Source organism: Neorhizobium galegae (assembly GCF_021391675.1).
In the GTDB taxonomy this organism is placed as follows: domain Bacteria; phylum Pseudomonadota; class Alphaproteobacteria; order Rhizobiales; family Rhizobiaceae; genus Neorhizobium; species Neorhizobium galegae_B.
Window position 1 is genome coordinate 2,736,957 of sequence record NZ_CP090095.1, and the last position, 21,942, is coordinate 2,758,898.

The window sequence follows — 21,942 nt, forward strand, 5'->3', positions numbered from 1 at the left end:
GAGCCGCCAAGCAAAAGATCGTTCAAGCAGCCAGACGAGCCCCCTAAACAAGCCTGTCACGCCCAAGTCACGGTGCTTTTGGTTTCTTCTCCGCTACAGACCCTTGGAGAGGACGATTCGACCAGATGAGTTCGGCATCGCAACCACTTTTGCAGACCCGGCAGTCGCTCGCCCAATCTCGCTTGAGGTCAGGGTCCCTTGAAATTCGGCCGCCGGAAACGATGATGCAGATCCAGTCATCGACGCAGACGATCCAGACATTCGCAGCCTCGCTGACCCAGCGGGAGCAGGGTTTCAGCACGTATCATGACCGGCGCGTTTCGCCGGCGGAAACCTTCGACGCGATCAGCCCGTTCTTCCGAGATCTCGGCATTACCCGGGTCGGCTTCCTGACCGGCCTCGACCGTGTCGGCATTCCCGTCGCCTTTGCGACACGGCCCAACAGCTACACTCTCTCCGTATTCCAGGGCAAAGGCGTCGATGCCGATGCCGCGCGCACCTCGGCCGCCATGGAGGCCTTGGAGACACGGGTCGCCGAAGTCGAACCGGCGTCGCTCACCTGGGCGACTGTCAACGACGTCGCGGGCTCTGCGGCGGGGATGATCGATCTTCATTCGACCGCACGGTGTGTGCCCTCCGAAATTGGCGACCGCCAGATACCTTGGGTCCCCGGTCTGGATATCCTTTCCGGCAATCAAGTCATGGTGCCCTGGTGGCTTGCCGGAATGGATCACCGGGGCGAACGGCCGGCCGGTTTCGAACAGTCCAGCGATGGTCTTGCATCCGGAAATACCCGCGCCGAGGCACTTCTGCACGGGCTCTGCGAACTCGTCGAGCGCGACGCCTGGACCCTTGTCCAGCTCAAATCCGAACAAGAATTGAATGCCTGCCTCGTCGATCCAGCCACGGTCGAGGATGCCTTGATCGACCTGCTGGTCGGCCGCCTCCGCGATGCAGGCATGCAGCTCCTCCTCCTCGACATGACGACAGATCTCCAGGTTTCGGCATTCCTGGCCGTGCTGATCCCGGACTCCACGGCCAAACGGTCAGACCCGCGCTGGAGCCAGATTTGCGGCGGCTGCGGTTGCCATCCCGATCCGATACGCGCAATGCTGCGCGCCATCACCGAAGCGGCGCAGAGTCGTCTGACCGCGATTGCCGGCAGCCGCGACGATTTTTCGCCTCGCATCTATCAGCATATACGGGCGGATAACGCTCTCAGCCGCCTGGTCGCCCTGTCGTCGCTGGACAGGCGTCCGGTCCAGTATCGCGAGCTTGACGTAACTCGCCACTCCATCAACGGCACGATCGATCACATACTCGGTCGTCTCAGGCTTGCCGGCATCAGGCAGGTGGTTGCGGTTCCCATGCAGGATGCGGGGCTCCCTGTATCGGTCGTCCGCGTCGTCGTTCCTGGCCTGGAAGTCGAACTTTCCGGACAATATTTGCAGCTCGGTATCCGCGCTGCAAACGCCATAAGGAGGTCACGGCATTGAAAGTGGTTTTTGTCGGACCGAGTCTCGGGTCTTCGACCCGCCAGATGAAGCAACGATTTCCCTCGCTGACCTTCCGCGGGCCTGCGGCGCGTGGCGACATTCTGAAGGCGGTCGAGGACGGCGCCAAGGCGATCGCGCTCATCGACGGTTATTTCGGCGAGTCCGCCTCCGTATGGCACAAGGAGATTCTGTATGCGCTGAGCTGCGATGTCTCCGTCGGCGGCGGCTCGAGCATGGGAGCGTTGCGCGCTGCCGAATGCGAGGCATTCGGCATGGTCGGCATCGGCAGGATATATTCCGATTATGCCGCCGGCCGGTTGATCGATGACGAAGCCGTCGCACTGATCCACGGCCCCGAGGAGCTCGGTTGGATGCCTCTCTCGGTGCCGCGCGTCGATTACGAGGCGACAATCCGCAAGCTTGGGCGGATGGGGCTCATCTCGGCTGCTGAGCGTGAGAGATTTTTCCTTGCCGCCAATTTCATGCACTACACCGAGCGAACCTACCAGGCCATTCTCGAACGATGCGATTTCAGCGATCCTCAGCGCAGTGCAGTAATCCTTCACGACATCAAACGCCACCAAGTGGAATTGAAGCGTGAGGATGCGAGAGCCGTCCTCGTCTGGCTAAACGGCATCAGCAGTTCCAACAAGCACTCCAAATGGACGTTCGCACAGACCGCCCATTGGGAAAAACTGCGCGACGAGGTCGACTCGGCGCAAGGATCCATGAAATGATTGATCTCGCAAATGACGTCGCCAGCAACGAATACGCCCGCCTGTTCCGCATGCTTTCCGCGGTCAACAGGGAAGCGGAATCGCTTCATCTCTCCACGGTCGTCCACCTGACGAACATGGCACTCCTTCAACTCTCGCTCGATTGGGAGGGCGTCAGCCCCGAAAACGAGAGGAGCGTGAAACTGAATGCGATATTCCGCCACAAGACCAAGCTGGCCCTCGATGACGATAGTCCCAGGCCTTAAACATCAGGGACCGATCACTGGGCCGGTCGTCTTTCGATCTCGGCGAAAAGCGCTTCCGCCTCGGATTCCTTTGCGGCAACCGCCTGAACCAGTTCCAGGATGCGTTTGCGAAGAACCGGCTTCGAAATGCTCATGAATGCCGTGCTCATCAGCAGCGCTTCATGAGTGAAATCGAATTGCGGGTCTTCGAGCTGATTGTCATTCGACGGCTCGACTGTCGGGATGCGGTCGAAGAACGCCACCATCTCGACCTTCAGCGCGGTTGCGATCTCCACCAGCTTGCCGACAGCAATCCGATTGATGCCGTTTTCATATTTCTGAAGCTGCTGAGACGTGATGCCCACATGGTGGGCAAGTTGCGGCTGCGTAAGTTTTCTCTCTCGCCTGTAGAGGCGGATCCGCTTTCCAACCTCTCTGTCGGCGGCATTCGGTGCTTTGCTCACTGAAGGACCATCTCTCCGGCGCTAGGATACATAGGTGTTATTTGTATCCTATCATCGATAGGTTGCCGAGTACCCTTCAAGCATTTTCTATCTTGAGTGGATAAATAAATAAACTGTCGACCATGAACGCCGGCACCAGCGGCATTTCCGGTATCGCCATCGAGGCTGTGGTGCGCGAAGACACCTTCCACTTGTCAGTTTTCGAAAATCCCCGACACGATAGCGTTGCCTTTTCGGCAACGAAATATGCGAATTATTGTTCTTTATTAGAACGCAACATTGCGCCATCCTCTCCGCAATCCGGCAGCTGAGACCGGCTAAGTCAAGCGAAAATGTATCAGGCCAAAAGGCCAACAGGGGAACGCTATGTCTCATTTCACACTGAATCGCCGCCGCTTCATCTCCAATGCCGCGGCCTTGGGCGGCCTTGCCGCCACCTCCAGCTTCCTCGGCATCCGGGCCGGCAACGCCAAGGACGTGGCCAAAGTGCGCATGCAGCTCGGCTGGCTTGCCTCGAACGGCGTGCTCGGCGAAGTCGCCGCCATGAAGAAGGGTTTTTTCCAGGAACAGGGTATCGAGCTCGAGATCGTCCCCGGCGGACCGAGCGTCGATGGCGTCGCGGGCGTGGCATCGGGCCAGTCCGCAACCGGCCAGATTTCCTCCAGCCCGTCCGTCATGCTGGCGCGTTCGGCAGGCCTGCCGGTCAAGGCCTTCCTGTCCGGCTACCAGAAGCACCCATTCACTTATTTCTCTCTGAAGAACAAGGCGATCAAGACCCCGAAGGACATGATCGGCAAGACGATCGCCACCCAGCCGACCGCCTTCATCCTGCTGCGCGCACTTCTCGCCCAGAACGGCATCGCCGAGGACCAGGTGAAGATGGTCAACATGGGTTCGGACATGAACCAGCTGATCACCGGCCAGGCGGATGCGGTCACCGGCTGGCTCACCAATGTCAACGCTCTCGATGTGCTCGGCGACAACCGGGTCGACATGATGCTCTGGGACAGCGGCCTGCAGCTCTACGCCAACGTCTACTACACGACCGACGACCAGATCGCCAAACACTCCGACGTTCTCGAACGCTTCACCCGCGCCGCAGCCAAGGGCTGGGGTTACGTTCGCAACAATCAGAAGGAAGCGGTCGAGATGCTCTGCGAGGCCTATCCGATCCTCGACAAGGCAAGCGAAATGAAGGCCGTGGTCCCGTGCGTCGACTTCTCCTTCGGTGCCACCACCAAGGCATCCGGCTGGGGCACAATGTCGCGTGAAAACTGGGCGGCGCAGATCAAGGCCTATGCCGATCTCAAGCAGTTCAAGGGTACCGTTCCGACGGTCGACGACGTCGCGAACTTCTCCATCCTCGAAGCCACCAGCGACATCCGCAAACAGGTGGGGTGATAGCCATGTTAGGAACGGCGAAGTTGATGCCGAACGTTCCCCAGACCGAACCGGCAGCCACGGCGGTTTCGATCCGAAACCTCTCCGTCCGGTTCGGTGACAGGAACAACGAGTTCACGGCCCTTTCCGATGTTTCCGTGGAAATACAAGAAGGGGCCTTCGTGACCATGCTAGGCCCGTCCGGCTGTGGAAAATCGACCCTGCTCAGATGCGTGGCGGATCTCGTCCACATCAGCGACGGTTCGATTTCCGTCTTTGGCCGCAGCCCGCAGGAGGCTCGCGAGAGCCGCGACTTCGCCTTCGTTTTCCAGGACGCGACGCTGCTTCCCTGGCGGAACGTGCTCGACAATGTCCGACTGCCGCTGGAAGTCGGAAAACACGCCCAGACCGGCGACCATGCGGACCCGCATGAACTGCTGGCCATGGTCGGACTGAAGGGGCGCGAAAATGCGCTCCCTCACGAGCTCTCGGGCGGCATGCGCCAGCGCGTGGCAATTGCCCGGGCGCTGATCACGCGGCCGCGCATCCTTCTGATGGACGAGCCCTTCGGGGCGCTCGACGAGATCACCCGCGACCGACTGAACGAGGAACTGCTGCGCGTCTGGCAGGAAACGGGAACGACGATCCTGTTCGTCACCCATTCCATTCCGGAGGCGGCCTTCCTCGGCCAGAACGTGCTGATGCTCCAGGCCCACCCGGGCCGCGTCAAGGAGTTCATGAAGGTCGACCTGCCCTTCCCGCGTTCGCTTGCCGTGCGTGACACCGTTGAATTCATCGGCGTCACCGCGCATCTGCGCCGCCTTCTGGAGGAATGCCTGTGAGCCACGTCGTTTCCTCCACCCGCAAGACCGAGGCCGATCGCAAGATCGCGCTTCTCGATGCGACCGCCGGCGTATTCGCCAAACATATGCCGGCGATCGCAGCCGCCGTCGGGCTCGTCGTCCTCTGGCAGTTCGTCGTCTGGTTCTTCAAGATCCCGACCTTCATGGCCCCGAGCCCTGTCGATGTCGCCTACGCCTTCCGTGACAACGCCGGGATCCTCTGGACCAACATGCTGCCGACGATCCTCGAGGCTTTCCTCGGCTTCGTCTTCGGCAATCTCGTCGCCATCCTTCTGGCGATCTGGTTCGTCCACAGCGCGACGGCGGAAAAAGCCTTCTACCCGATCGCCGTGTTCATCAAGGCGATCCCGATCATTGCGCTCGCCCCGATCCTGGTGCTGATCTTCGGCAACGGGCTTGCGCCAAAGATCATCATCGCCGGGTTGATCTGCTTCTTCCCGACACTGGTCAACATGGTCCAGGGCCTGAAATCCGCGAGCCCCGCCATGCTCGACCTGATGCGGGTGCTTTCCGCCAGCAACACGGAAATCCTCTGGAAGGTGCGGCTGCCGAGTTCGATGCCGTTCCTGTTCGCGGCACTGAAGATCGCCGCGACCAGCAGCGTCATGGGCGCCATCGTCGCCGAATGGATCGGCTCGAGCTTCGGCCTTGGGGCTCTGATCATCGAGGCTACCTACAATTTCCGCTCGCCCCTGCTCTACGCAACCGTCGTGATCGCCGCGGTCCTCGCCGTCGTCCTCTTCTTCATCGTCTCGGTGATCGAAGCCCGGATGATCCGCTGGAAGCCGGCCGGATCGCACTGAGCCCAACACACTGAGCCAACTGTCCTCAGGCCCAACTCTTTGGGAGTTTGAACCAATGCAACAGACAATTCTTCAGGCGGCGCGCAACGTCGCAGTGGTCGACCGTTCCGATGTGGTCGTGGTCGGCGGAGGACCGGCAGGCATTTCCGCGGCCGTTTCCGCGGCCCGCAATGGCGCCAAGGTGACCCTTCTCGAGCGCTACCCCTATGTCGGCGGACTTGCCGCCGGCGGCATGGTGCTGGTGCTCGACGACATGATCAACAACCTCGAAATTACCGTGCAGGGCATCTGCATGGAGATGATCGAGCGGATGAAGAAATGGAACCTCTGCGTCACGCCAACCGGCCGCGACCGCGAACTCGACATCCGCGAAACGCCGGAAGCCTGGCGGCGCTGGGCGCGCTGGGGCCTGTTCGATTTCCACACCCAGTCCATGCCGCACCCCATCTGCTTTTCCGCCGCCTTCGACCCCGACGGCTTCAAGCGCGCCTCTTATGACGTGCTGACCGAAGCCGGCGTCAAGCTTCGGACCCATAGCTGGTTCTCCTCCGCGATCATGGAAGGCAAGACCATCAAGGGCGTCATCTGCCAAACCAAGTCCGGCATGGAAGCGATCCTCGGCGATGTCGTCATCGACACGACCGGCGACCTCGATGTCGCGGCCTCTGCCGGCGCCTCGCATGTGGAATCCAACTTCATCCTGACCACCGTCTCCCGCTGGGGCGGCGTCGATACGGAAGCCGCCGAGCGTTTCGAATTCGAGGAGCCGGAAGCCTTCAAGAAGATTGACCACGAGGCCAAGCGCCTGATCGGCGGCTGCTGGTCCTTCTGGTGGCTGAAGACCCCGCTGCCGGGCGTCGTCTGGCTCAACTGCCCGCATATGCCGAACCTCTCCGGTCTCAAGACCGAGGACCTGACCAAGGCCGAACTCGAAGGCCGCAACCGCATCGCCCGCCTGCTCGATTTCACCCGCGAAAAGATGCCCGGCTTCGAAAAGGCCTATGTGGTCGATTTCGCGCCGCAGACCGGCGTGCGCCAGACCCGGCTGCTCGAAGGCGAATATGTCGTCACCAAGGACGACGTGATGAACCGCATCCACTTCTCCGACACCGTCTGCCGCGGCCGCGACTATTACACGCCCTACCGGTCGATGCTGCCACGCGAGGTCGACCAGCTGATCGTCGCCGGACGTCACTACTCGGCGACACCCCAGGCTCAGAAGTCGAGCCGCGAAATCCCGCCCTGCATGGCGATGGGCGAAGCTGCAGGCGTTGCCGCCGTCGTGGCGCTCAATGCCGGAACCACCGTTCGGAAAGCCGATATCGGCAAGATCCAGAAACAGATGCGGGCCCAGGGAGCCGATCCCGGCGATATCCCGTCCGACAATGCAACATTCCTGGAGGCTGCGGAATGAATTCTCTCCCACTCGACGGCGTCCGCGTGATCGACTTCACGCAGGTCATGCTCGGCCCCTGCTGCACCCAGACGCTCGCCGATTACGGCGCTGAAGTCATCAAGATCGAGAAGGCGAAGATCGGCGACCTGTCGCGCTGGTCGCTCGGTTCCGACCCTGACGGCCTCAACAACCCGGTCTTCTGCTCGCTGAACCGCAACAAGAAGAGCCTGGCACTCGATCTGAAGCTCACCGAAGCCCGCGACGCCGTGCTGGCGCTGATTGCCGGCGCCGACGTGGTGGTCAACAACTTCCGCCCCGGCGTGATGGAACGCATGGGCTTCGGTTACGACGACCTGAAGAAGATCAACAAGCGGCTGATCTACGCGGTCGGCACCGGCTTCGGCCTCACCGGCCCCTACCAGCACAAGGGCGGCCAGGATATTCTCGCCCAGGCGCTTTCCGGCGTCATGCGCCGCAAGTCGGATAGCGCCCATCCGACTTCGATCTACGCCACCCCGCTCGCCGACTATTCCGCCGGTATGCATCTCGTTCAGGGCATCCTGCTGGCGCTCCTGCACCGGGAAAAGACCGGCGAAGGCCAGCAGGTTGCGGTCAGCCTCTACAATTCCATGCTCGCCATGCAGATGCAGGAAGGTGCCGCGCACATGATGCGCGAGAAGGACCTGAACTGGGGCGCCTTCCCGCTGACCGGCGTGTTCGACACCACCGATGGCGCGATCGTCATGGTCGGCGCCTTCAAGCAGAACCCGCTGCAGGACATCTGCAACGCGCTCGAAATCGAAGATCTGTCGGCCCAGCCGCGCTACAAGGATTTCGATTCCCAGATGGCGCATCGCCCGGAACTGCAGGAGATTTTTCGCGCGAATTTTGCCAGGAACAGCAATGCCCATTGGCTGAAGCGCCTGGAAGAGGTCGATATTCTCTGCGCGCCGGTGCGCAACCTCGCCGAAGCGCTGCAGGACCCGCAGACAGTCATCAACAAGATGATCCTCGAAGCCGGCGAGACCGCAGCCGGTCCGATACGCCTGATCGGTTCCCCGATCGACATGTCGGCGGCCCCGGTTACGGTCCGCATCGCGCCGCCGAGCCTCGGCCAGCACAATGACGAGATCCTCGCTTCGCTGGAAGCTCGCCGCGGAGACGCGGCATGACCGTGGGATTTTCCGTCGAGAACCGTGTGGCGCGGGTCACGCTCGACCGCCCGGACCGCATGAACGCCGTCGATGCCGCGACCGAAAAGGAACTCGACGCCATCTGGACCGAGATCGAGGCCCGCGACGACATCTCCTGCGTGGTCCTGACCGGCAGCGGCCAAAAGGCCTTCTGCACCGGTGCCGACCTCAAGGGCGGCGCCACCAAGAGCGGGCTAGAATACTGGGCGGAAAGCCGCACCAACGGTTTCGGCGGCCTCGCCTTCCGCAAATCGCTGGACGTGCCGGTCATCGCCCGCGTCAACGGTTATGCGCTCGGTGGCGGCTTCGAGATGGTGCTCGGCTGCGACGTCGTGATTGCCGCCGATACCGCCAAGTTCGGCCTGCCGGAGGCACGCGTCGGCCGCATGCCGCTCGACGGCGGCATGGTACTGCTGCAGCGTAAAATCCCCCATAACCTCGCCATGGCCGTGATGCTGACCGGCCGGCAGTTCACCGCAGCCGAAATGCAGGGCTTCGGCATCGTCAACGAGACCGTGCCCTTCGACGAACTGGATGCCGCCGTCGACCGATGGGTAAGCGATATCGTCGCCTGTGCACCGCTGTCGCTGAAGGCGATCAAGCAGACAGTCAACCGCACCGGTCATCTCAGCCCCGCCGAAGCTCAAGGCCTGCGCACCCCCGCGCTGATCCGTGCGCTGCAGAGCGAAGACGCCGTCGAAGGCGTTACGGCCTTCCGCGAAAAGCGCGCTCCGGTTTGGCAGGGCCGGTAGGCATGGTATGAATTTCAGGATCTTGGGGGATGAGTATGCACGCCAGTATCCTGAAATATTTCGTCGAAGTCGCGCGCGCGGGCTCGATCCGCAAGGCCTCCGAAGAACTGCATGTGGCGACCTCTGCCGTCAGCCGCCAGATTCGCAAGCTTGAGGACGAACTCGGCACGCCGCTGTTCGAACGGTTTTCCGATGGCCTGCGCCTCACCTCCGCCGGCAAGGTGGTGCTGAAGCACGCCAAGGAGACGATCCACCACTACGAGATCATGAAATCCGATCTCGGCGATCTCCAGGGCAAGCGCACCGGCCGCGTTCATATAGCCTGTCTCGACAGTCTGGCCGTGCAGTTCCTGCCGGAATTCGTGATGGGATTCCACCGCAAGAACCCGGCCGTCGATTTCCGCATCCGTGCCGACAATTTCAACAACATCTTCCATTTCGTCGCCGACGGCGATTGCGATATCGGCATCACCTTCGATCTCGCCCGCCCCCACGATATCAAGCTGGTGCATGGCGTGCGCATGCCGCTGATGGTGATCGTCGCCAAACATCATCCGCTGGCCCGCCAGAAGAGTGCGACGCTGCAGGAGTGCGCCCAGTTCAAGCTGCTGCTGCAACTCGACAACGAGGTGATGAGTTCGATGATCGCCGTCGAACTCGCCTCGCTCGACCGCGTCGGCCGCACGCTTGTCGCCACCAATAACCAGATGATGCTGAAGCCGCTGATCCTGTCCGGCGAAGGCGTCGCCTTCTTCACTCCGCTCGGGCTGCTGAAGGAACTGAAGGCCGGCGACGTGGTCGCCCTGCCGATCGCCGGCTCCCGCCTGCAGAACATGGAGGTAGGCATCGTCGCGCCCCATAACCGTCAGCTCACCCATGCGACGGAAGCCGTGATCGAGGCGCTCAGCGTCGATCTCGAAAAATTCAGCAACCAGATTGCGGAGGTCATCAAGCGGTGACATCGAACGAGGACACGCGTTTCCTACAGCATCCGGGCCATCAAAAAGCCCTGCGTGGCGATGCGGCACAAGCCGCCCTTCCCGCTCTCGCCTCGGCCATTCCGCTTTCCGGCGGCGAGTTGCTTCTGCCGATGCCGGTCAACGCCCATGACCACGGCTACGGCATCCGCACGCTCGATTTCGGCAGCCTCGACGACGCGCTCGAAACCTGGATCCCAACGATGCGGCTGCGGCCCCGCACCGATGCCTATCTCGAAGCCCTCGTCGCATTCGGGCGCCTCGCAAAGACTGGCGTCGCGGCGACCATCCACTGCCACAATTCCCTGAATGCGGCCCGCATGGTCGACGAGGCCCTGGAGGTGATCCGGGCGGCCAGGGATATGGGCATCCGGCTCGGCCTCTCCTGCCCACTGCTCGACCACGACGCCTGGGCTTATGACGGCGGCCCTGAGCGCTTGAAGCCCTTCCTCAGCCCAGCGGACTGGGAGGCTCTTTCCCCGCTTGCGCCTCGATATGCCCCGTTCCGCGATCAGCTCGCCGCCGCTGATGCCGTTGCCGCTGCCAATTCCAATCCGCTGGTCGATGTCCAATACGGCCCGATCGGCCCGCAATGGTGCTCGAACGCCCTGCTCGAAGCGATCGCCGAGGCCTCCGCCGCCAACGATCGCCGTATCCACATGCACCTGCTCGAAAGCCCACGACAGAGAGCATGGCTGGACCGTCGCTTCCCGCAGGGCATCGTCCGCTATCTCGACGAGATCGGCTTCCTCTCGTCGCGCCTGGCGGTCGCCCACGGCGTTCAGCTCCGGCCGGACGAATACGAATTGCTGGCCGAACGTGGCGTCCAGCTCGTCTCCAATCCCTCCGCCAACCTTCGCCTGCGCTCCGGCACCGCGCCGCTCGCGGACGCCGTCAAGCGCGGCCTGCGCTTCGGCATCGGGCTCGACGGCAGCGCCTTCGACGACGACCAGGATCTCTGGCGCGAAATGCGGCTCCTCTATTTCCTGCATGGTGGACGAGGGCTCGAACGGAGCTTCACGGCGGCCGGCATCTTCGACGCCGCGATCCGCACCGGCGCAACTGTCGTCAACGCCCCGCTCGGAGAGGACTTTACGGTCATCGACTACGAGGCGCTGATCGCCGACAGCGTCTTCGACGATCTCGATGAGGCCGAAGTCTTGCTGAACCGCATGTCCGCCGCCCATGCCAAGGCCGTCTATGTCGCCGGCCGGCCGGTCATGCGGGACGGCAGGCTCGTGAATGTCGATTTCGATGCGGCCCGCGAGGAACTGCTGGCGCAGGCCAAGGCCGACCTGCCGCGCCTCACCATCGAGCGGGAAAGATGCGGCAAACTGATCACTGCCACCCGCGCCTATTATGGAAGCTGGACGAACGCCTAGTGAGCCGCCTCACGCACGGGCGCGGCTGTCACCGCCGGGTGATCTACGGCCCGCGTCCGGCTTTTGTCCCAGCCGCCGGGTGATCCCAACCCGGTCACATCGGGCCCGAAATAATCCCGGTTGACGGGAATGAACGCCATCTGTGCCTCGGTCGCCTCCTCGTCATAAGCGATGGCATCGACCGGACAGATGGAGAGACAGAGGCCGCAATTGATGCACTCGTCCGGATGGATATAGAACATCCGCCCGCCCTCGTAGATGCAGTCGACGGGACAGGCTGCGGTGCATGCACCGTCCTTCACGTCGATACAGGGTTCGGTGATGATATAGGCCATCGGATCGTTTGCCTCTCATTGTATCGAGGCACTATCCCAAACCTAAGCGTTGCTGAAAAGCAGCATATTTCGCTTGGAGAGTTCGAATTTCAGCAACGCTCCAATAATCTTCCCGCCCTATTTGGCGCTTCCTTGCCTCGGCGGCTTTCCCTACAATCCCGCCTGTCCTCCCCTAAGTCCTGGAAATGAGATTTTCATGAGCACCCTCACCCGCTTCTCCGTTCAGCCGCTTTCGACCATGACCCGCCGTCTCGCCGATGTCGCCTCGGCCCGTCGCGACCCCGATCTGGTCATCCAGGGTGCGCGCGTGCTGTCCACCTATTCGGAGCGCATTCTCGACGGTCGCGAAGTCTGGATTTCGGGCGGCCGCATCGCAGCCGTAAAACCGGCCGGCAGCTACAGGAGCGGCTCGGCGAAACTCTACGACGCCAAGGGCGGCATCATCGCGCCCGGCCTCGTCGATCCGCATATTCACATCGAATCCTCGATGGTAACGGCCTGCGCCTATGCCGAAGCGGCACTCCTCAACGGCACCACGACGATCTTCTGCGACAGCCACGAGATCGGCAATGTCATGGACGTCGCGGGCGTCGAGGCCATGCTCGAAGATGCCCGGCTTGCCCCTCTGTCGATCTTCCTCACTGTGCCCAGCACCGTGCCCGCGACATCTCCGGAACTCGAAACCGCCGGCGGCGACCTGACGCCGGCCAAGATCGCTGCGCTGTTCGACAAATGGCCGGAAGCGGTGGCGCTCGGCGAAAAGATGGATTTCGTCCCCGTCGCCATGGGCGACGAGCGCAGCCATGCGATCCTTGCCGCAGCGCTCCAGCGCGGCCGACCGGTCTCCGGCCACGTCTACGGCCGGGAATTCGTCGCTGCCTATGCTGCGTCCGGCGTCACCGATACCCATGAGGCGATCGACCGCGATATTGCCGACGACCTGCTCGAGGCCGGCGTCTGGCTCTTCCTGCGCGGCGGCCCGCCGACGACGCCTTGGCATTCGCTGCCGCATGCGATCAGGACAATCACCGAACTCGGCGCCTCGCATAAACGCGTCGCGGTCTGCACCGACGACCGCGACGCCGAGGACTTGCTCGCCTTCGGCCTCGACTGGGTGACCCGCGAAGCCGTCAAGGCCGGCATGACGCCGGAACAGGCCTGGGCCATGGGCTCGCTGCATGGCGCGACCCGTTTCGGCATGGAAGGCGACATCGGCGGGATGGGCGGCGGACGCCGCGCCGACCTCGTGCTTCTGACCGACGACCTGAAACCGGTCAGCACCTGGTACGGAGGCGAACTGGTGGTCGATGACCGCAAGGTCACCGCGGTCCTCGATGAGGCACTTTCGAAGCCTTATCGCTATCCGGAGGCCGCCTATCATACCGTCAAGCTGCCGAAAAACCTCAAACTGGCGCCCGATCTTCCCGTCGACACCGTCACTGCCCATACGATCCGCACGGAGCTTCCCGGCATCACGCTCGGCCATGTCACGGTGACGCTCGAACCCGCCAACGACTGGCAGGCCCATTTCGACCATCATGACCTCTGCTTCGTCACCGTCGTCGAGCGCCACGGCAAGTCATCCGGTAATGTCGCGCACGGGCTGCTGAACGGTTTCGGCCTGAAAAAGGGCGCGGTCGCCTCCTCCGTCGGTCATGACAGCCACAACATCATCGTCGCCGGCACCAACGAGGCGGACATGCAGGTGGCGCTGGACGCGATCGAGGAAAAACAGGGTGGCGTCTGCGTTGTCATGGACGGCAAGGTGACGGCCATGGTGCCGCTGCCGATCGCCGGCCTGCTCTCCGACAAGCGCGTCCACGAGGTCGCCGACGAGGTGAAGGCCCTCAAGCTGGAATGGGAAAAGGCCGGCTGCACCATCGCCTATATGGGCTTCAACCTCATCCCGCTGTCGGTGATCCCGGAAATCCGCATCACCGACAAGGGACTTGTGCTGGTGCCGGAAATGGTGATCTCGCCGCTCTTCGAAAAAGCCTGACCGGCGGCGGGGTCAGTCGGCAAGCTCGGCCAGAATGCGCACCCACGAGCGGATACCCTTGTGGAAACTCGAGAGATCGTATTTTTCGTTCGGGCTGTGAACGCGGTTGTCGAAGCGGGCGAAGCCGACAAGTAGCGCATCGCAGCCGAGCCGGCGCTTGAACTCGCCGATGATCGGTATCGACCCGCCGGTTCCGGCAAGCGCCGCCTCGCAATCCCATTCGGTGGAAAGCGCGGCAAGTGTCTTCGTCAGGAACGGGCTCTCGACCGGCATCACGGTCGCTGGCGCCAACCCGAAATCCTTGAACGTCACCGAGCAATCCGCCGGGATGCGTGCCTGGACATGCGCCTTGAAGGCATCGCGGATGTTTTCCGGCACTTGGCCCTCGACCAGCCGGAAGGAAATCTTGGCGGTCGCCTTGGCTGGGATGACGGTCTTGAAGCCCTCGCCCGTATAGCCGCCGCTCATGCCGTTGATCTCGCAGCTCGGCCGCGCCCAGACCTGTTCGAGGATCGACCGGCCCGCTTCGCCCGCCGGGATATTGAGACCGATATCGGCGAGAAAACCCTTCTCGTCGAACGGCAGCCGCTGCCACTGCGCCTTGATGGCTTCCGGCAATTCCTTGACGCCGTCGTAAAAACCTACGACCGCCACCCCGCCATCCGGCGTCCTGAGGCTCGCAACGACATCCGACAGCACCTGCAGCGCGTTGCGGGCAGCATTGCCGAACATGCCGGAATGCAGATCCCGATCGGCGCAGGTGATCCCGACCTCGGTGCTGTAGAGCCCGCGCAGCATGGTGGTGACGGCCGGCGTTTCGCGGTCCCACATGTCGGTGTCGCAGACATAGACCATGTCGGCCTTCAGCTCGCCGGCGGTTGCATCGAGGAAGGGCGCAAGGCTCGGGCTGCCCGCCTCCTCCTCGCCTTCGAAAAGAATGCTGACCTGCACCGGCAGCTTGCCGGTCACCGCCTTCCAGGCACGGCAGGCCTCGACGAAGGTCATCATCTGGCCCTTGTCGTCCGAAGCGCCGCGCGCGACAATCGCGGTATCGCCATTCGGCAGCGGCTCCAGCCGCGGCTCGAACGGATCGCTGGTCCAGAGCGCCAGCGGATCGACCGGCTGGACGTCGTAGTGCCCGTAGAACAGCAGATGCGGCCCGGCCGCCTCCTTCTGGTGCGCGACGACCATCGGATGGCCTGTCGTCGGCCGGACGGACGTATCGAAGCCGATCGAGGCGAGGTCGCGGCTCAGCCAATCGGCTGCCGCCTTGCACTGGTCGCGATAGCCGGGGTCGGTCGAGATGCTCGGAATACGGATCAGATCAAAGAGGCGCGCGAGGCTCTCGTCGATTTCGGCATCGACAAGAGCCAGCACGGCGTCAATCTGGTCTTCGGGTATTTTCGGCATCTTGCGCTCCTTGCCCGTTCGGTGTTCCGGATCAAGGATGTACCATTGTTTTCAACGGCACCGGAAGCCTCTGGCACCGCCCATCCTAACTTGCAGAGCGAAAATCGAGCCCGATATCCAGCGTCGGCGCGCTGTGGGTGATCCAGCCGACGGAGAGCAGGTCGACGCCCGATGCGGCCACGGCGGCGGCCGTCGCCGGCGTGATCCCGCCTGACGCTTCGGTGATCGCCCGGCCGGCGACGATGTCGACCGCCTCGCGAAGCTGCTCCGGCGTCATGTTGTCGAGCAGCACCGCATCGACACCGACCTCCATGGCTTCGTGAAGCTGGTCGAGCGTATCCACCTCCACCTCGATCTTCACCATGTGCCCGACGCCCGCCTTGGCGCGGCGGATGGATTCGGCGATGCCGCCGGCAATCGCCACGTGATTGTCCTTGATCAGCACCGCATCATAGAGAGCAAAGCGATGGTTCATGCCGCCGCCGGCGCGCACCGCGTATTTCTCCAGCGCCCGAAGCCCCGGTGTCGTCTTGCGGGTGCAGACGACCGAAGCCTTGGTGCCTTCGATCGCCGCGACAATGCCGGCCGTGACGCTGGCGATGCCGGAGAGATGACCGAGGAAATTGAGTGCCGTCCGTTCGCCGGTGAGAAGGCCTCTGGACGGGCCTTCGATCGTCGCGATTACGTCGCCAGGCTTTACTGCCCCGCCATCCTCGATATGGCGCGTCATGACGATCTTCGGATCGACGAGCTGGAAGGCGAGTTCGGCCGCATCCAGCCCGGCGATGACGCCGGCTTTACGAGCCGCCATGACAACGGTCGAGCGATGACCGGCTGGAATGACTGCCGTGGACGTGACATCGCCGGCAAGGCCGAGGTCTTCCAGCAGTGCTGCGCGCACAGGCGGTTCGACGAGAAGTCGCGGAAGGGCGGCAAGGATCATGTCAGGCACTCCGGGCAAGGGGATGGGAAGCGGTCGCGCGGGCGATTTCCAGCGCATCGGCAAGGCGCATCTGCCGCCGTTCCGCATAGGCGAGCTTCAGCGGGAAATCGGTGCGCGCATGCGCGCCGCGGGATTCCTTTCGCAGCGACGCGAAGACCGCGATCAGCAGCGCGACGATCGCCGGATCGGCAGCCGATCCTTCGCCCTCGACGAGCGGCAGCAGGCTCGCGATTGCGCCATGAATGGCACCTGCGTTTCTCAAAACGCCGAGATGCCGCGACACGATCGGCCGAACGGCGGAAATATCCGCCGGCACCGGCAGCTCGGCATCGGCGACCCGGTGAGGCGTTTCAGCGGAGGTTGCCGAGAGATCTTGCGCGGCCCGCATGCCCATCACGGCCGCTTCGAGCAGCGAATTGCTGGCCAGCCGGTTGGCGCCGTGGAGACCGGTCGAAGCCGCCTCCCCGACCACCCAGAGACCGGGTAAGGAGCTACGGCCATTCGCGTCCGTCGCCACACCGCCCATGTGGTAATGAACGGCAGGACGGACAGGGATGAGGTCGGAATTGGGGTCGACGCTCGCCTCCCGGCACAGCGCGTCGATCGCCGGGAACCGGCGAGAAAAGCCGTTTCCGAGCGCCGGCCGCGCGTCAAGAAACACGCGCCCGCCGCGGGCGATCTCGGCGCTGATGGCACGTGCCACGATATCGCGCGCAGCCAGTTCGGCGCCGGGCTCGCGGGCGAGAAAACGCTCGCCCTTTTCGTTGACGAGCACCGCCCCCTCTCCGCGCACCGCCTCGCTGACCAGCGCCAGCGGCTGGCGCTGGGAATCGAGCGCCGTCGGGTGGAACTGCACGAATTCCATATCCGCAAGCAGCGCACCGGCCCGTGCCGCAAGCATCACGCCCTGGCCGAAATTGCCGGGGGGATTGGTGGTCGCGTCATACAGCCCGCCGAGACCGCCGGTCGCCAGAACCACCCGCGCAGTCGGCAGGATGACCGCGCCCTTGGCCGCCGCGCAAAGCAGGCCGGACACCGCCTCGCCATCCGTCAGCAGCCGACGAACCTCGACACCATCAAGCACCGTGATCGACGGTGTTTCTGAAACGGCTTCGACCAGAGCCCGGACGATCGCCGCACCCGAGCCGTCGCCCGCCACATGCACGATACGGCGGCGCGAATGGGCAGCCTCCAGGCCGAGCGAAAGCGAACCATTCTCTGCCCGGTCGAAACGCACGCCAAATTTTTCCAAGACGGCGATGGCGTCCGGAGCTTGCCTCAGGATCGAAGCCGCCACAGTCGGATCGCAAAGTCCGTCGCCGGCTGCGAGCGTATCCACCAGATGCAGATCCGCGCTGTCGTCGGTGCCGAGGCTCGCCGCAATACCGCCCTGCGCCCAAGCGCTGGAGGTTTCTGCACCCAGCGCGGCGCGGGTGATCAGGACAACGGGCTGCGGTGCCAAGGTCAGCGCCGTCACAAGCCCCGCCAGACCGCTGCCGACGATCGCGACACGGCCGGCGAGATGGTCTAAAATCTCGGTCATATGGCGAGCATCCTCTCGACTGCGCGGCGGGCGGCGACCGCGATCGACGGATCGACGGTCACCTCGTGCTGGTTCTCCTCAAGCGCCTTGCGGATGTTCGACAACGTGATCCGCTTCATATGCGGGCAGAGATTGCAGGGCCGCACGAACTCCACATCCGGATGATGCACGGCGACATTGTCGCTCATCGAACATTCGGTCAGGAGCACGACGCGGGCCGGCTTTTTCTGGCCGACATAGTCCGACATGACGGCGGTCGAACCGGCAAAATCGGCCTCTGCAACCACCTCCGGCGGGCATTCCGGATGCGCCAGCACCACGACGCCGGGATGCGCCTCGCGCAGATCGCGGACGTCCTGCGCATTGAACAGCTCATGCACTTCGCAATGGCCGTGCCAGGCGATGATCTCGACATTGGTTTCCCGCGCCACGTTCTGCGCCAGATATTCGTCCGGGATCATCAGCACTTTCGGAACGCCGAGCGATTCCACCACCTGCTTGGCATTGCCGGAGGTGCAGCAGATATCGGATGCCGCCTTCACTGCTGCAGACGTGTTCACATAGGTGATGATCGGCACGCCCGGATGCGCCTGCCGCAGCAGCGCGATATCTTCAGGCGTGATCGAATCCGCCAGCGAACAGCCCGCCGCCATGTCCGGGATCAGCACCGTCTTTCCCGGATTGAGCAGCTTTGCCGTCTCGGCCATGAAGTGCACGCCGGCAAGCACGATGACATCCGCATCCACGTCGATCGCCTTGCGGGCAAGCGCCAGACTGTCGCCGACGATATCGGCGACACCATGGAAGATTTCCGGCGTCTGGTAGTTGTGGGCGAGGATGACGGCGTTGCGAGTGCGCTTGAGCTCCAGGATCGCTGCGACATCCGCTTCGTAGCTCATCCACTCGGCCTTGGGGATGACGCGGCTGACACGATCGTAAAGCGAGGAAACCGAAACCGGAGAATTCATGAACAGCTCCTTTTATACTCGAAGTGAGTATATCCGGCGCAAAGAGATATTCTCGATTCGAGTTTATGTCAATTGCGTGAAAGCGGAAGTTTCGAACCGGACAGCGCGCGCTCTTCGAGGACCGCATGACGGTAGCGGAAGAGCTTGGCCGGCCGACCGCCGGTCTCGCTGGTTGCCTCGCCGGTTTCCTCGATCAGCTCCTGCTGGTCGATCAGCCTGCGGAAGTTCGGCTTGTGCAGGGTGAGGCCGGCAAGCGCCTCGACGGTGCGCTGCAATTGCGACAACGTAAAACTCTCCGGCATCAGTTCGAAGACGACCGGACGATATTTGATCTTGGCGCGCAGCCGCGCGATGCCTGTCGCCAGGATGCGGCGGTGATCGGCAAACATTGAGCGGCCGAAGCTTTTTGCCGGCGGACAACCGGCCTCGGTCACCAGCCCTGCCTCGTACATCAGTTCGTAGCGCTGTAGGCCGAGATCCTCGTTCCAGACGGCGCCATCAAGGCCGAAGGCGAAGTCGACGCGGCGCTGGCGGTGTTCCCGGCGCGCCGGTTCCGAGGCGATCCAGCCCCGAAGACGCCCGGTGATGTCGGCCAGAATGTCCGGCCCACCCCCGCGATGGTCTTCCCAGGGGAAATATTCGTACCAGCCGTGCCAGCCGGGTTTTCCGGCACCGGGTGCGGCCTGTTCACGGACGAGGCCGAGATAGCTGATCGAGATCGTCCGCCCCTCGGCATCCTCGTGGGTCCGGTCGCGGTCGGCGAAGGTATAGAGCTGTTCGAGATAACCGAGCGGATGGCCCGTCTGGTCCCCCACCCATTCCCGCAGCCCAGCCTGAAGGCTCCTGTGGCCGAGTTCGAAAGGCCCGGACGGCAGCGCATCTCCGGAGCGAACCGTCATCACGCGCGGCTCGTCGCCGGTGACGGCGGAAAGAACGGCGATCAGTTCCGCATGGGCAAGTCCGATGGTCAAACAAACTCCGGGGTCCGTAACGTGGAAAGCCTATCTGGCATGGAAATCACGTTACGCGAACCCCGGAGTTCAAATCAAACAATATCAGCAGCTTGGCCTACTTGATTTCGACCGCAAGGTCCCCGACCGGCGGCACGGTCTTGATCAGCCTCATTTCCTGCATGAAGGCGGCGAAACGCTGGTAGCGGCCATGGTCGAGTGCGGCCGGGCGCTTGGCAAAGCGCGGCAGCGTGTCGAAGAATGCGGTGCGGTTCAGCTCGTCGTCGAGGTTCGGATAGGCCTTGATGAAAAGCTGCCATGCTTCCTGCGGATGATTGGTGATGAAGATCGAAGCCTGTTCGACCGCATGCAGGAATCGCGGCAGGCGGCTGTCGGCGGCAGAATCGCGGCGGGTGACGAAGATCAGTTCGTCATAGGCCGGAACGCCATGCTCCTCGGGGAAAAACGCGCGCCCCGCATGGCCTTCCAGCTTCATCTGGGTCAGCTCGAAATTGCGGAAGCCACCGAGCGTCGCATCAACCTTGCCGCCGATCAGCGACGGCGACAGGGAGAAGTTGACGTTGATCAGTTCCACGTCGTCGTTGGAAAGCCCTTCCGAGGCCAGCATGCGCTTCAGCATGGCATCCTCGAAGCCGGTGACCGAAAAGCCGACCTTTTTGCCCTTCAGGTCCTTGAGGCTCTTGATCGGGCCGTCCGCCAGAACCGTCACGGTGTTCAGCGGGGTTTCGACCAGGGTACCAAACCGTACCAGCGGCAGGCCTGCTTCATGGTCGAGATAGAGATTGGGCTGGTAATGGATGCCGATATCCGCCTGGCCGGCAGAAACCAGCCGCGGCACAGCGGATGGATCGGACGGCGCGATGAGTTCGACATCGAGATTGGCATCGGCAAACAGCCCGCGCTGCTGGGCGATGACCATCGGCGCATGATCCGGATTGACGAACCATTCGAGCAGCACACTGAGCTTGTCGGCGGCCTGGGAGGGCGCGGGCGCCGCGAGGCTGGCCAGCGCGATGAAGGACGCGGTGAGGATACGGATCATGATCGGACGGAACTCCTTGATGCGGATGAGAATGCGGGATCGGCTTCGCTGGCCCAGGGGGCGAGACCGGCCGTCAGCCGGTCAATGAGAAGCCGCAAGATGAGGGTGAGGATGGCGAGTATGGTCATGGCCGCGAACACCGTATCGGTCTGCATGCGCGCATTGGCCTGGACCATCACGAAGCCGAGCCCGCCGGATGCCCCGACCCACTCGCCGACGACCGCCCCGAGCGGCGCCAGCGGTGCCGCGACCCTGAGGCCCGAGACGAGGCTCGGGATCGCCAGCGGCACACGCATCGACACCAGCGTCTGCCAGTGACTTGCCCCCTCCAGCGAAACGGCGTCGAGGATTTCCTGATCGGTGCGGCGAAGACCGTCGGCAAAGGCGGAGGCGACCGGAAAGAAGATGATGATCGTCGTCATCGCCACTTTCGAGGCGAGGCCGAAACCGAGCCAGAGAACCAGGATCGGCGCCAGGACGAAGACGGGAAAGGCCTGCAGAATCAGCACCATCGGCCAGACAAGACGACCGAACCGCGGCAGCGCCGCGACGCCGAAGGCGGTGGCAATGCCGAGGCCGGCACCGATCACCAGCCCCAGCGCGATTTCCGTCAGCGTGACGGCGCTGTTCTGCAGCAGGAAACCCGGCTGCCGCAGAAAGGCGGAAGCGACGGCAATGGGAGACGGCAGAATGTAGCGGGGTGGAGCGAACAGCCAGACGCCGGCCTGCCAGAAAACGACAAGCAGGACGAGGCCAAAGAGCGCATGGGACGCGCGCATGGTGCTACACGTCGTAACTACGCATAGCGGCCGGATGTCCCCTTCGGGCAACGAAAAGAATGGATGTCATCGGTCGATCTCCAGATCAAATCAATCACGGAGACCCAGGTGAAGCGGAGAAGAGAAAAAATCGTCGGGCGACGCCTATTTCCGTTCCTACGCCGGCATGACCCGGATCAGGTTCAAGGGTCCGGCTCAGCGCCATCTCAGCATCGTCAAGATGCTCCCCTCGGAATAGGACGATAACTGTCGGTTTTCAGTATGCCTGTCAAGCGGGCCGGCCGG

The 21,942-nt window shown here is 63.0% G+C and carries 22 protein-coding genes and 1 riboswitch; of the genes, 13 read left to right on the forward strand and 9 right to left on the reverse strand.

Going from position 1 to position 21,942, the window contains the following annotated elements; translation table 11 throughout:
- Positions 1–224 precede the first annotated feature (224 nt).
- From LZK81_RS13555 to LZK81_RS13565, 3 genes are read left to right on the forward strand one after another with little or no spacing between them, the layout of a single operon-like run.
- Positions 225–1,496 (forward strand): YcaO-like family protein, encoded by a 1,272-nt coding sequence (locus tag LZK81_RS13555; protein WP_046604145.1) that lies wholly within the window; start codon positions 225–227, stop codon positions 1,494–1,496.
- Positions 1,493–2,233 (forward strand): TfuA-like protein, encoded by a 741-nt coding sequence (locus LZK81_RS13560; protein WP_046625796.1) that lies wholly within the window; start codon positions 1,493–1,495, stop codon positions 2,231–2,233. The genes LZK81_RS13555 and LZK81_RS13560 overlap by 4 nt, the downstream gene beginning before the upstream one ends.
- Complete coding sequence (locus LZK81_RS13565) at positions 2,230–2,478, forward strand: hypothetical protein (protein ID WP_233953621.1); 249 nt, start codon at positions 2,230–2,232, stop codon at positions 2,476–2,478. The genes LZK81_RS13560 and LZK81_RS13565 overlap by 4 nt, the downstream gene beginning before the upstream one ends.
- A gap of 14 nt (positions 2,479–2,492) precedes the next feature.
- Here the strand turns inward: LZK81_RS13565 and LZK81_RS13570 are convergent, their stop codons facing one another.
- A complete protein-coding gene (locus tag LZK81_RS13570) occupies positions 2,493–2,921 on the reverse strand; it encodes a helix-turn-helix domain-containing protein (protein ID WP_046603971.1) in 429 nt (142 codons plus the stop codon).
- Positions 2,922–3,043: 122 nt separating this feature from the next.
- Here LZK81_RS13570 and LZK81_RS13575 point away from each other — a divergent pair, with 122 nt between their 5' ends.
- Genes LZK81_RS13575 through LZK81_RS13615 form a run of 9 tightly spaced genes read left to right on the forward strand, consistent with a single transcriptional unit; the run spans position 3,044 to position 11,667 of the window.
- On the forward strand, positions 3,044–3,232 hold the full coding sequence (locus LZK81_RS13575; RefSeq protein ID WP_233953622.1) for a hypothetical protein: 189 nt from the start codon (positions 3,044–3,046) through the stop codon (positions 3,230–3,232).
- Positions 3,233–3,287: 55 nt separating this feature from the next.
- Positions 3,288–4,322: an ABC transporter substrate-binding protein gene (locus LZK81_RS13580; RefSeq protein WP_046603970.1), complete on the forward strand. Its 1,035-nt coding sequence runs from the start codon at positions 3,288–3,290 to the stop codon at positions 4,320–4,322.
- Between the two features lie 26 nt (positions 4,323–4,348).
- The gene (locus tag LZK81_RS13585; RefSeq protein ID WP_233953623.1) at positions 4,349–5,143 is read left to right on the forward strand and encodes an ABC transporter ATP-binding protein; all 795 of its coding nucleotides are present in this window, start codon (positions 4,349–4,351) and stop codon (positions 5,141–5,143) included.
- Positions 5,140–5,967, forward strand: a complete 828-nt coding sequence (locus LZK81_RS13590) for an ABC transporter permease (RefSeq protein WP_046603968.1) — start codon at positions 5,140–5,142, stop codon at positions 5,965–5,967. The genes LZK81_RS13585 and LZK81_RS13590 overlap by 4 nt, the downstream gene beginning before the upstream one ends.
- Before the next feature lie 55 nt (positions 5,968–6,022).
- A complete protein-coding gene (locus tag LZK81_RS13595) occupies positions 6,023–7,381 on the forward strand; it encodes an FAD-dependent oxidoreductase (protein ID WP_046625792.1) in 1,359 nt (452 codons plus the stop codon).
- Positions 7,378–8,535 (forward strand): CaiB/BaiF CoA transferase family protein, encoded by a 1,158-nt coding sequence (locus tag LZK81_RS13600; protein WP_233953625.1) that lies wholly within the window; start codon positions 7,378–7,380, stop codon positions 8,533–8,535. The genes LZK81_RS13595 and LZK81_RS13600 overlap by 4 nt, the downstream gene beginning before the upstream one ends.
- Positions 8,532–9,308, forward strand: a complete 777-nt coding sequence (locus LZK81_RS13605) for an enoyl-CoA hydratase-related protein (protein ID WP_233953626.1) — start codon at positions 8,532–8,534, stop codon at positions 9,306–9,308. Before LZK81_RS13600 ends, LZK81_RS13605 begins: the two co-directional genes overlap by 4 nt.
- A gap of 35 nt (positions 9,309–9,343) precedes the next feature.
- Entirely contained in the window at positions 9,344–10,267 is a 924-nt protein-coding gene (locus tag LZK81_RS13610; RefSeq protein WP_046625783.1) for a LysR family transcriptional regulator, read from the forward strand.
- Positions 10,264–11,667, forward strand: a complete 1,404-nt coding sequence (locus tag LZK81_RS13615; protein ID WP_233953627.1) for an amidohydrolase family protein — start codon at positions 10,264–10,266, stop codon at positions 11,665–11,667. The genes LZK81_RS13610 and LZK81_RS13615 overlap by 4 nt, the downstream gene beginning before the upstream one ends.
- Here the strand turns inward: LZK81_RS13615 and fdxA are convergent.
- Positions 11,664–12,002 (reverse strand): ferredoxin, encoded by a 339-nt coding sequence (fdxA, locus tag LZK81_RS13620; RefSeq protein WP_046599685.1) that lies wholly within the window; start codon positions 12,000–12,002, stop codon positions 11,664–11,666. The two genes, LZK81_RS13615 and fdxA, sit on opposite strands and share 4 nt — an antisense overlap.
- 196 nt (positions 12,003–12,198) lie before the next feature.
- Here fdxA and LZK81_RS13625 point away from each other — a divergent pair, with 196 nt between their 5' ends.
- On the forward strand, positions 12,199–14,001 hold the full coding sequence (locus tag LZK81_RS13625; protein ID WP_233953628.1) for an adenine deaminase: 1,803 nt from the start codon (positions 12,199–12,201) through the stop codon (positions 13,999–14,001).
- 12 nt (positions 14,002–14,013) lie between these two features.
- Here LZK81_RS13625 and LZK81_RS13630 read toward each other — a convergent pair whose 3' ends face one another.
- The 7 genes from LZK81_RS13630 to LZK81_RS13660 all read right to left on the reverse strand — a co-directional run bounded on the left by LZK81_RS13630 (position 14,014) and on the right by LZK81_RS13660 (position 21,657).
- Positions 14,014–15,411: a M20/M25/M40 family metallo-hydrolase gene (locus tag LZK81_RS13630; protein ID WP_233953629.1), complete on the reverse strand. Its 1,398-nt coding sequence runs from the start codon at positions 15,409–15,411 to the stop codon at positions 14,014–14,016.
- Between the two features lie 85 nt (positions 15,412–15,496).
- Positions 15,497–16,354: a carboxylating nicotinate-nucleotide diphosphorylase gene (gene nadC / locus LZK81_RS13635; RefSeq protein ID WP_233953630.1), complete on the reverse strand. Its 858-nt coding sequence runs from the start codon at positions 16,352–16,354 to the stop codon at positions 15,497–15,499.
- A 1-nt stretch (position 16,355) separates the two neighbouring features.
- Complete coding sequence (locus tag LZK81_RS13640; RefSeq protein ID WP_233953631.1) at positions 16,356–17,897, reverse strand: L-aspartate oxidase; 1,542 nt, start codon at positions 17,895–17,897, stop codon at positions 16,356–16,358.
- The gene (gene nadA / locus LZK81_RS13645; protein ID WP_046603958.1) at positions 17,894–18,865 is read right to left on the reverse strand and encodes a quinolinate synthase NadA; all 972 of its coding nucleotides are present in this window, start codon (positions 18,863–18,865) and stop codon (positions 17,894–17,896) included. The genes LZK81_RS13640 and nadA overlap by 4 nt, the downstream gene beginning before the upstream one ends.
- Before the next feature lie 68 nt (positions 18,866–18,933).
- A complete protein-coding gene (locus tag LZK81_RS13650; RefSeq protein ID WP_046608551.1) occupies positions 18,934–19,836 on the reverse strand; it encodes an NUDIX hydrolase in 903 nt (300 codons plus the stop codon).
- A 97-nt stretch (positions 19,837–19,933) separates the two neighbouring features.
- Positions 19,934–20,878: an ABC transporter substrate-binding protein gene (locus LZK81_RS13655; protein WP_233953632.1), complete on the reverse strand. Its 945-nt coding sequence runs from the start codon at positions 20,876–20,878 to the stop codon at positions 19,934–19,936.
- Positions 20,875–21,657: an ABC transporter permease gene (locus LZK81_RS13660; RefSeq protein ID WP_233953633.1), complete on the reverse strand. Its 783-nt coding sequence runs from the start codon at positions 21,655–21,657 to the stop codon at positions 20,875–20,877. The genes LZK81_RS13655 and LZK81_RS13660 overlap by 4 nt, the downstream gene beginning before the upstream one ends.
- Positions 21,658–21,793: 136 nt before the next feature.
- A riboswitch (TPP riboswitch) is annotated at positions 21,794–21,897 on the reverse strand.
- Positions 21,898–21,942 lie beyond the last annotated feature (45 nt).

Bases quoted from the DNA above. Each gene is read 5' to 3' on its own strand.
- LZK81_RS13605 (WP_233953626.1), top strand. From the start codon at position 8,532: ATGACCGTGGGATTTTCCGTCGAGAACCGTGTGGCGCGGGTCACGCTC.
- LZK81_RS13585 (WP_233953623.1), top strand. From the start codon at position 4,349: ATGCCGAACGTTCCCCAGACCGAACCGGCAGCCACGGCGGTTTCGATC.
- LZK81_RS13600 (WP_233953625.1), top strand. From the start codon at position 7,378: ATGAATTCTCTCCCACTCGACGGCGTCCGCGTGATCGACTTCACGCAG.
- fdxA (WP_046599685.1), bottom strand. From the start codon at position 12,002: ATGGCCTATATCATCACCGAACCCTGTATCGACGTGAAGGACGGTGCA.
- LZK81_RS13595 (WP_046625792.1), top strand. From the start codon at position 6,023: ATGCAACAGACAATTCTTCAGGCGGCGCGCAACGTCGCAGTGGTCGAC.
- LZK81_RS13625 (WP_233953628.1), top strand. From the start codon at position 12,199: ATGAGCACCCTCACCCGCTTCTCCGTTCAGCCGCTTTCGACCATGACC.
- LZK81_RS13575 (WP_233953622.1), top strand. From the start codon at position 3,044: ATGAACGCCGGCACCAGCGGCATTTCCGGTATCGCCATCGAGGCTGTG.
- nadC (WP_233953630.1), bottom strand. From the start codon at position 16,354: ATGATCCTTGCCGCCCTTCCGCGACTTCTCGTCGAACCGCCTGTGCGC.
- LZK81_RS13555 (WP_046604145.1), top strand. From the start codon at position 225: ATGCAGATCCAGTCATCGACGCAGACGATCCAGACATTCGCAGCCTCG.
- LZK81_RS13655 (WP_233953632.1), bottom strand. From the start codon at position 20,878: ATGATCCGTATCCTCACCGCGTCCTTCATCGCGCTGGCCAGCCTCGCG.
- LZK81_RS13660 (WP_233953633.1), bottom strand. From the start codon at position 21,657: ATGCGCGCGTCCCATGCGCTCTTTGGCCTCGTCCTGCTTGTCGTTTTC.
- LZK81_RS13565 (WP_233953621.1), top strand. From the start codon at position 2,230: ATGATTGATCTCGCAAATGACGTCGCCAGCAACGAATACGCCCGCCTG.
- LZK81_RS13640 (WP_233953631.1), bottom strand. From the start codon at position 17,897: ATGACCGAGATTTTAGACCATCTCGCCGGCCGTGTCGCGATCGTCGGC.
- LZK81_RS13610 (WP_046625783.1), top strand. From the start codon at position 9,344: ATGCACGCCAGTATCCTGAAATATTTCGTCGAAGTCGCGCGCGCGGGC.
- LZK81_RS13630 (WP_233953629.1), bottom strand. From the start codon at position 15,411: ATGCCGAAAATACCCGAAGACCAGATTGACGCCGTGCTGGCTCTTGTC.
- LZK81_RS13580 (WP_046603970.1), top strand. From the start codon at position 3,288: ATGTCTCATTTCACACTGAATCGCCGCCGCTTCATCTCCAATGCCGCG.
- nadA (WP_046603958.1), bottom strand. From the start codon at position 18,865: ATGAATTCTCCGGTTTCGGTTTCCTCGCTTTACGATCGTGTCAGCCGC.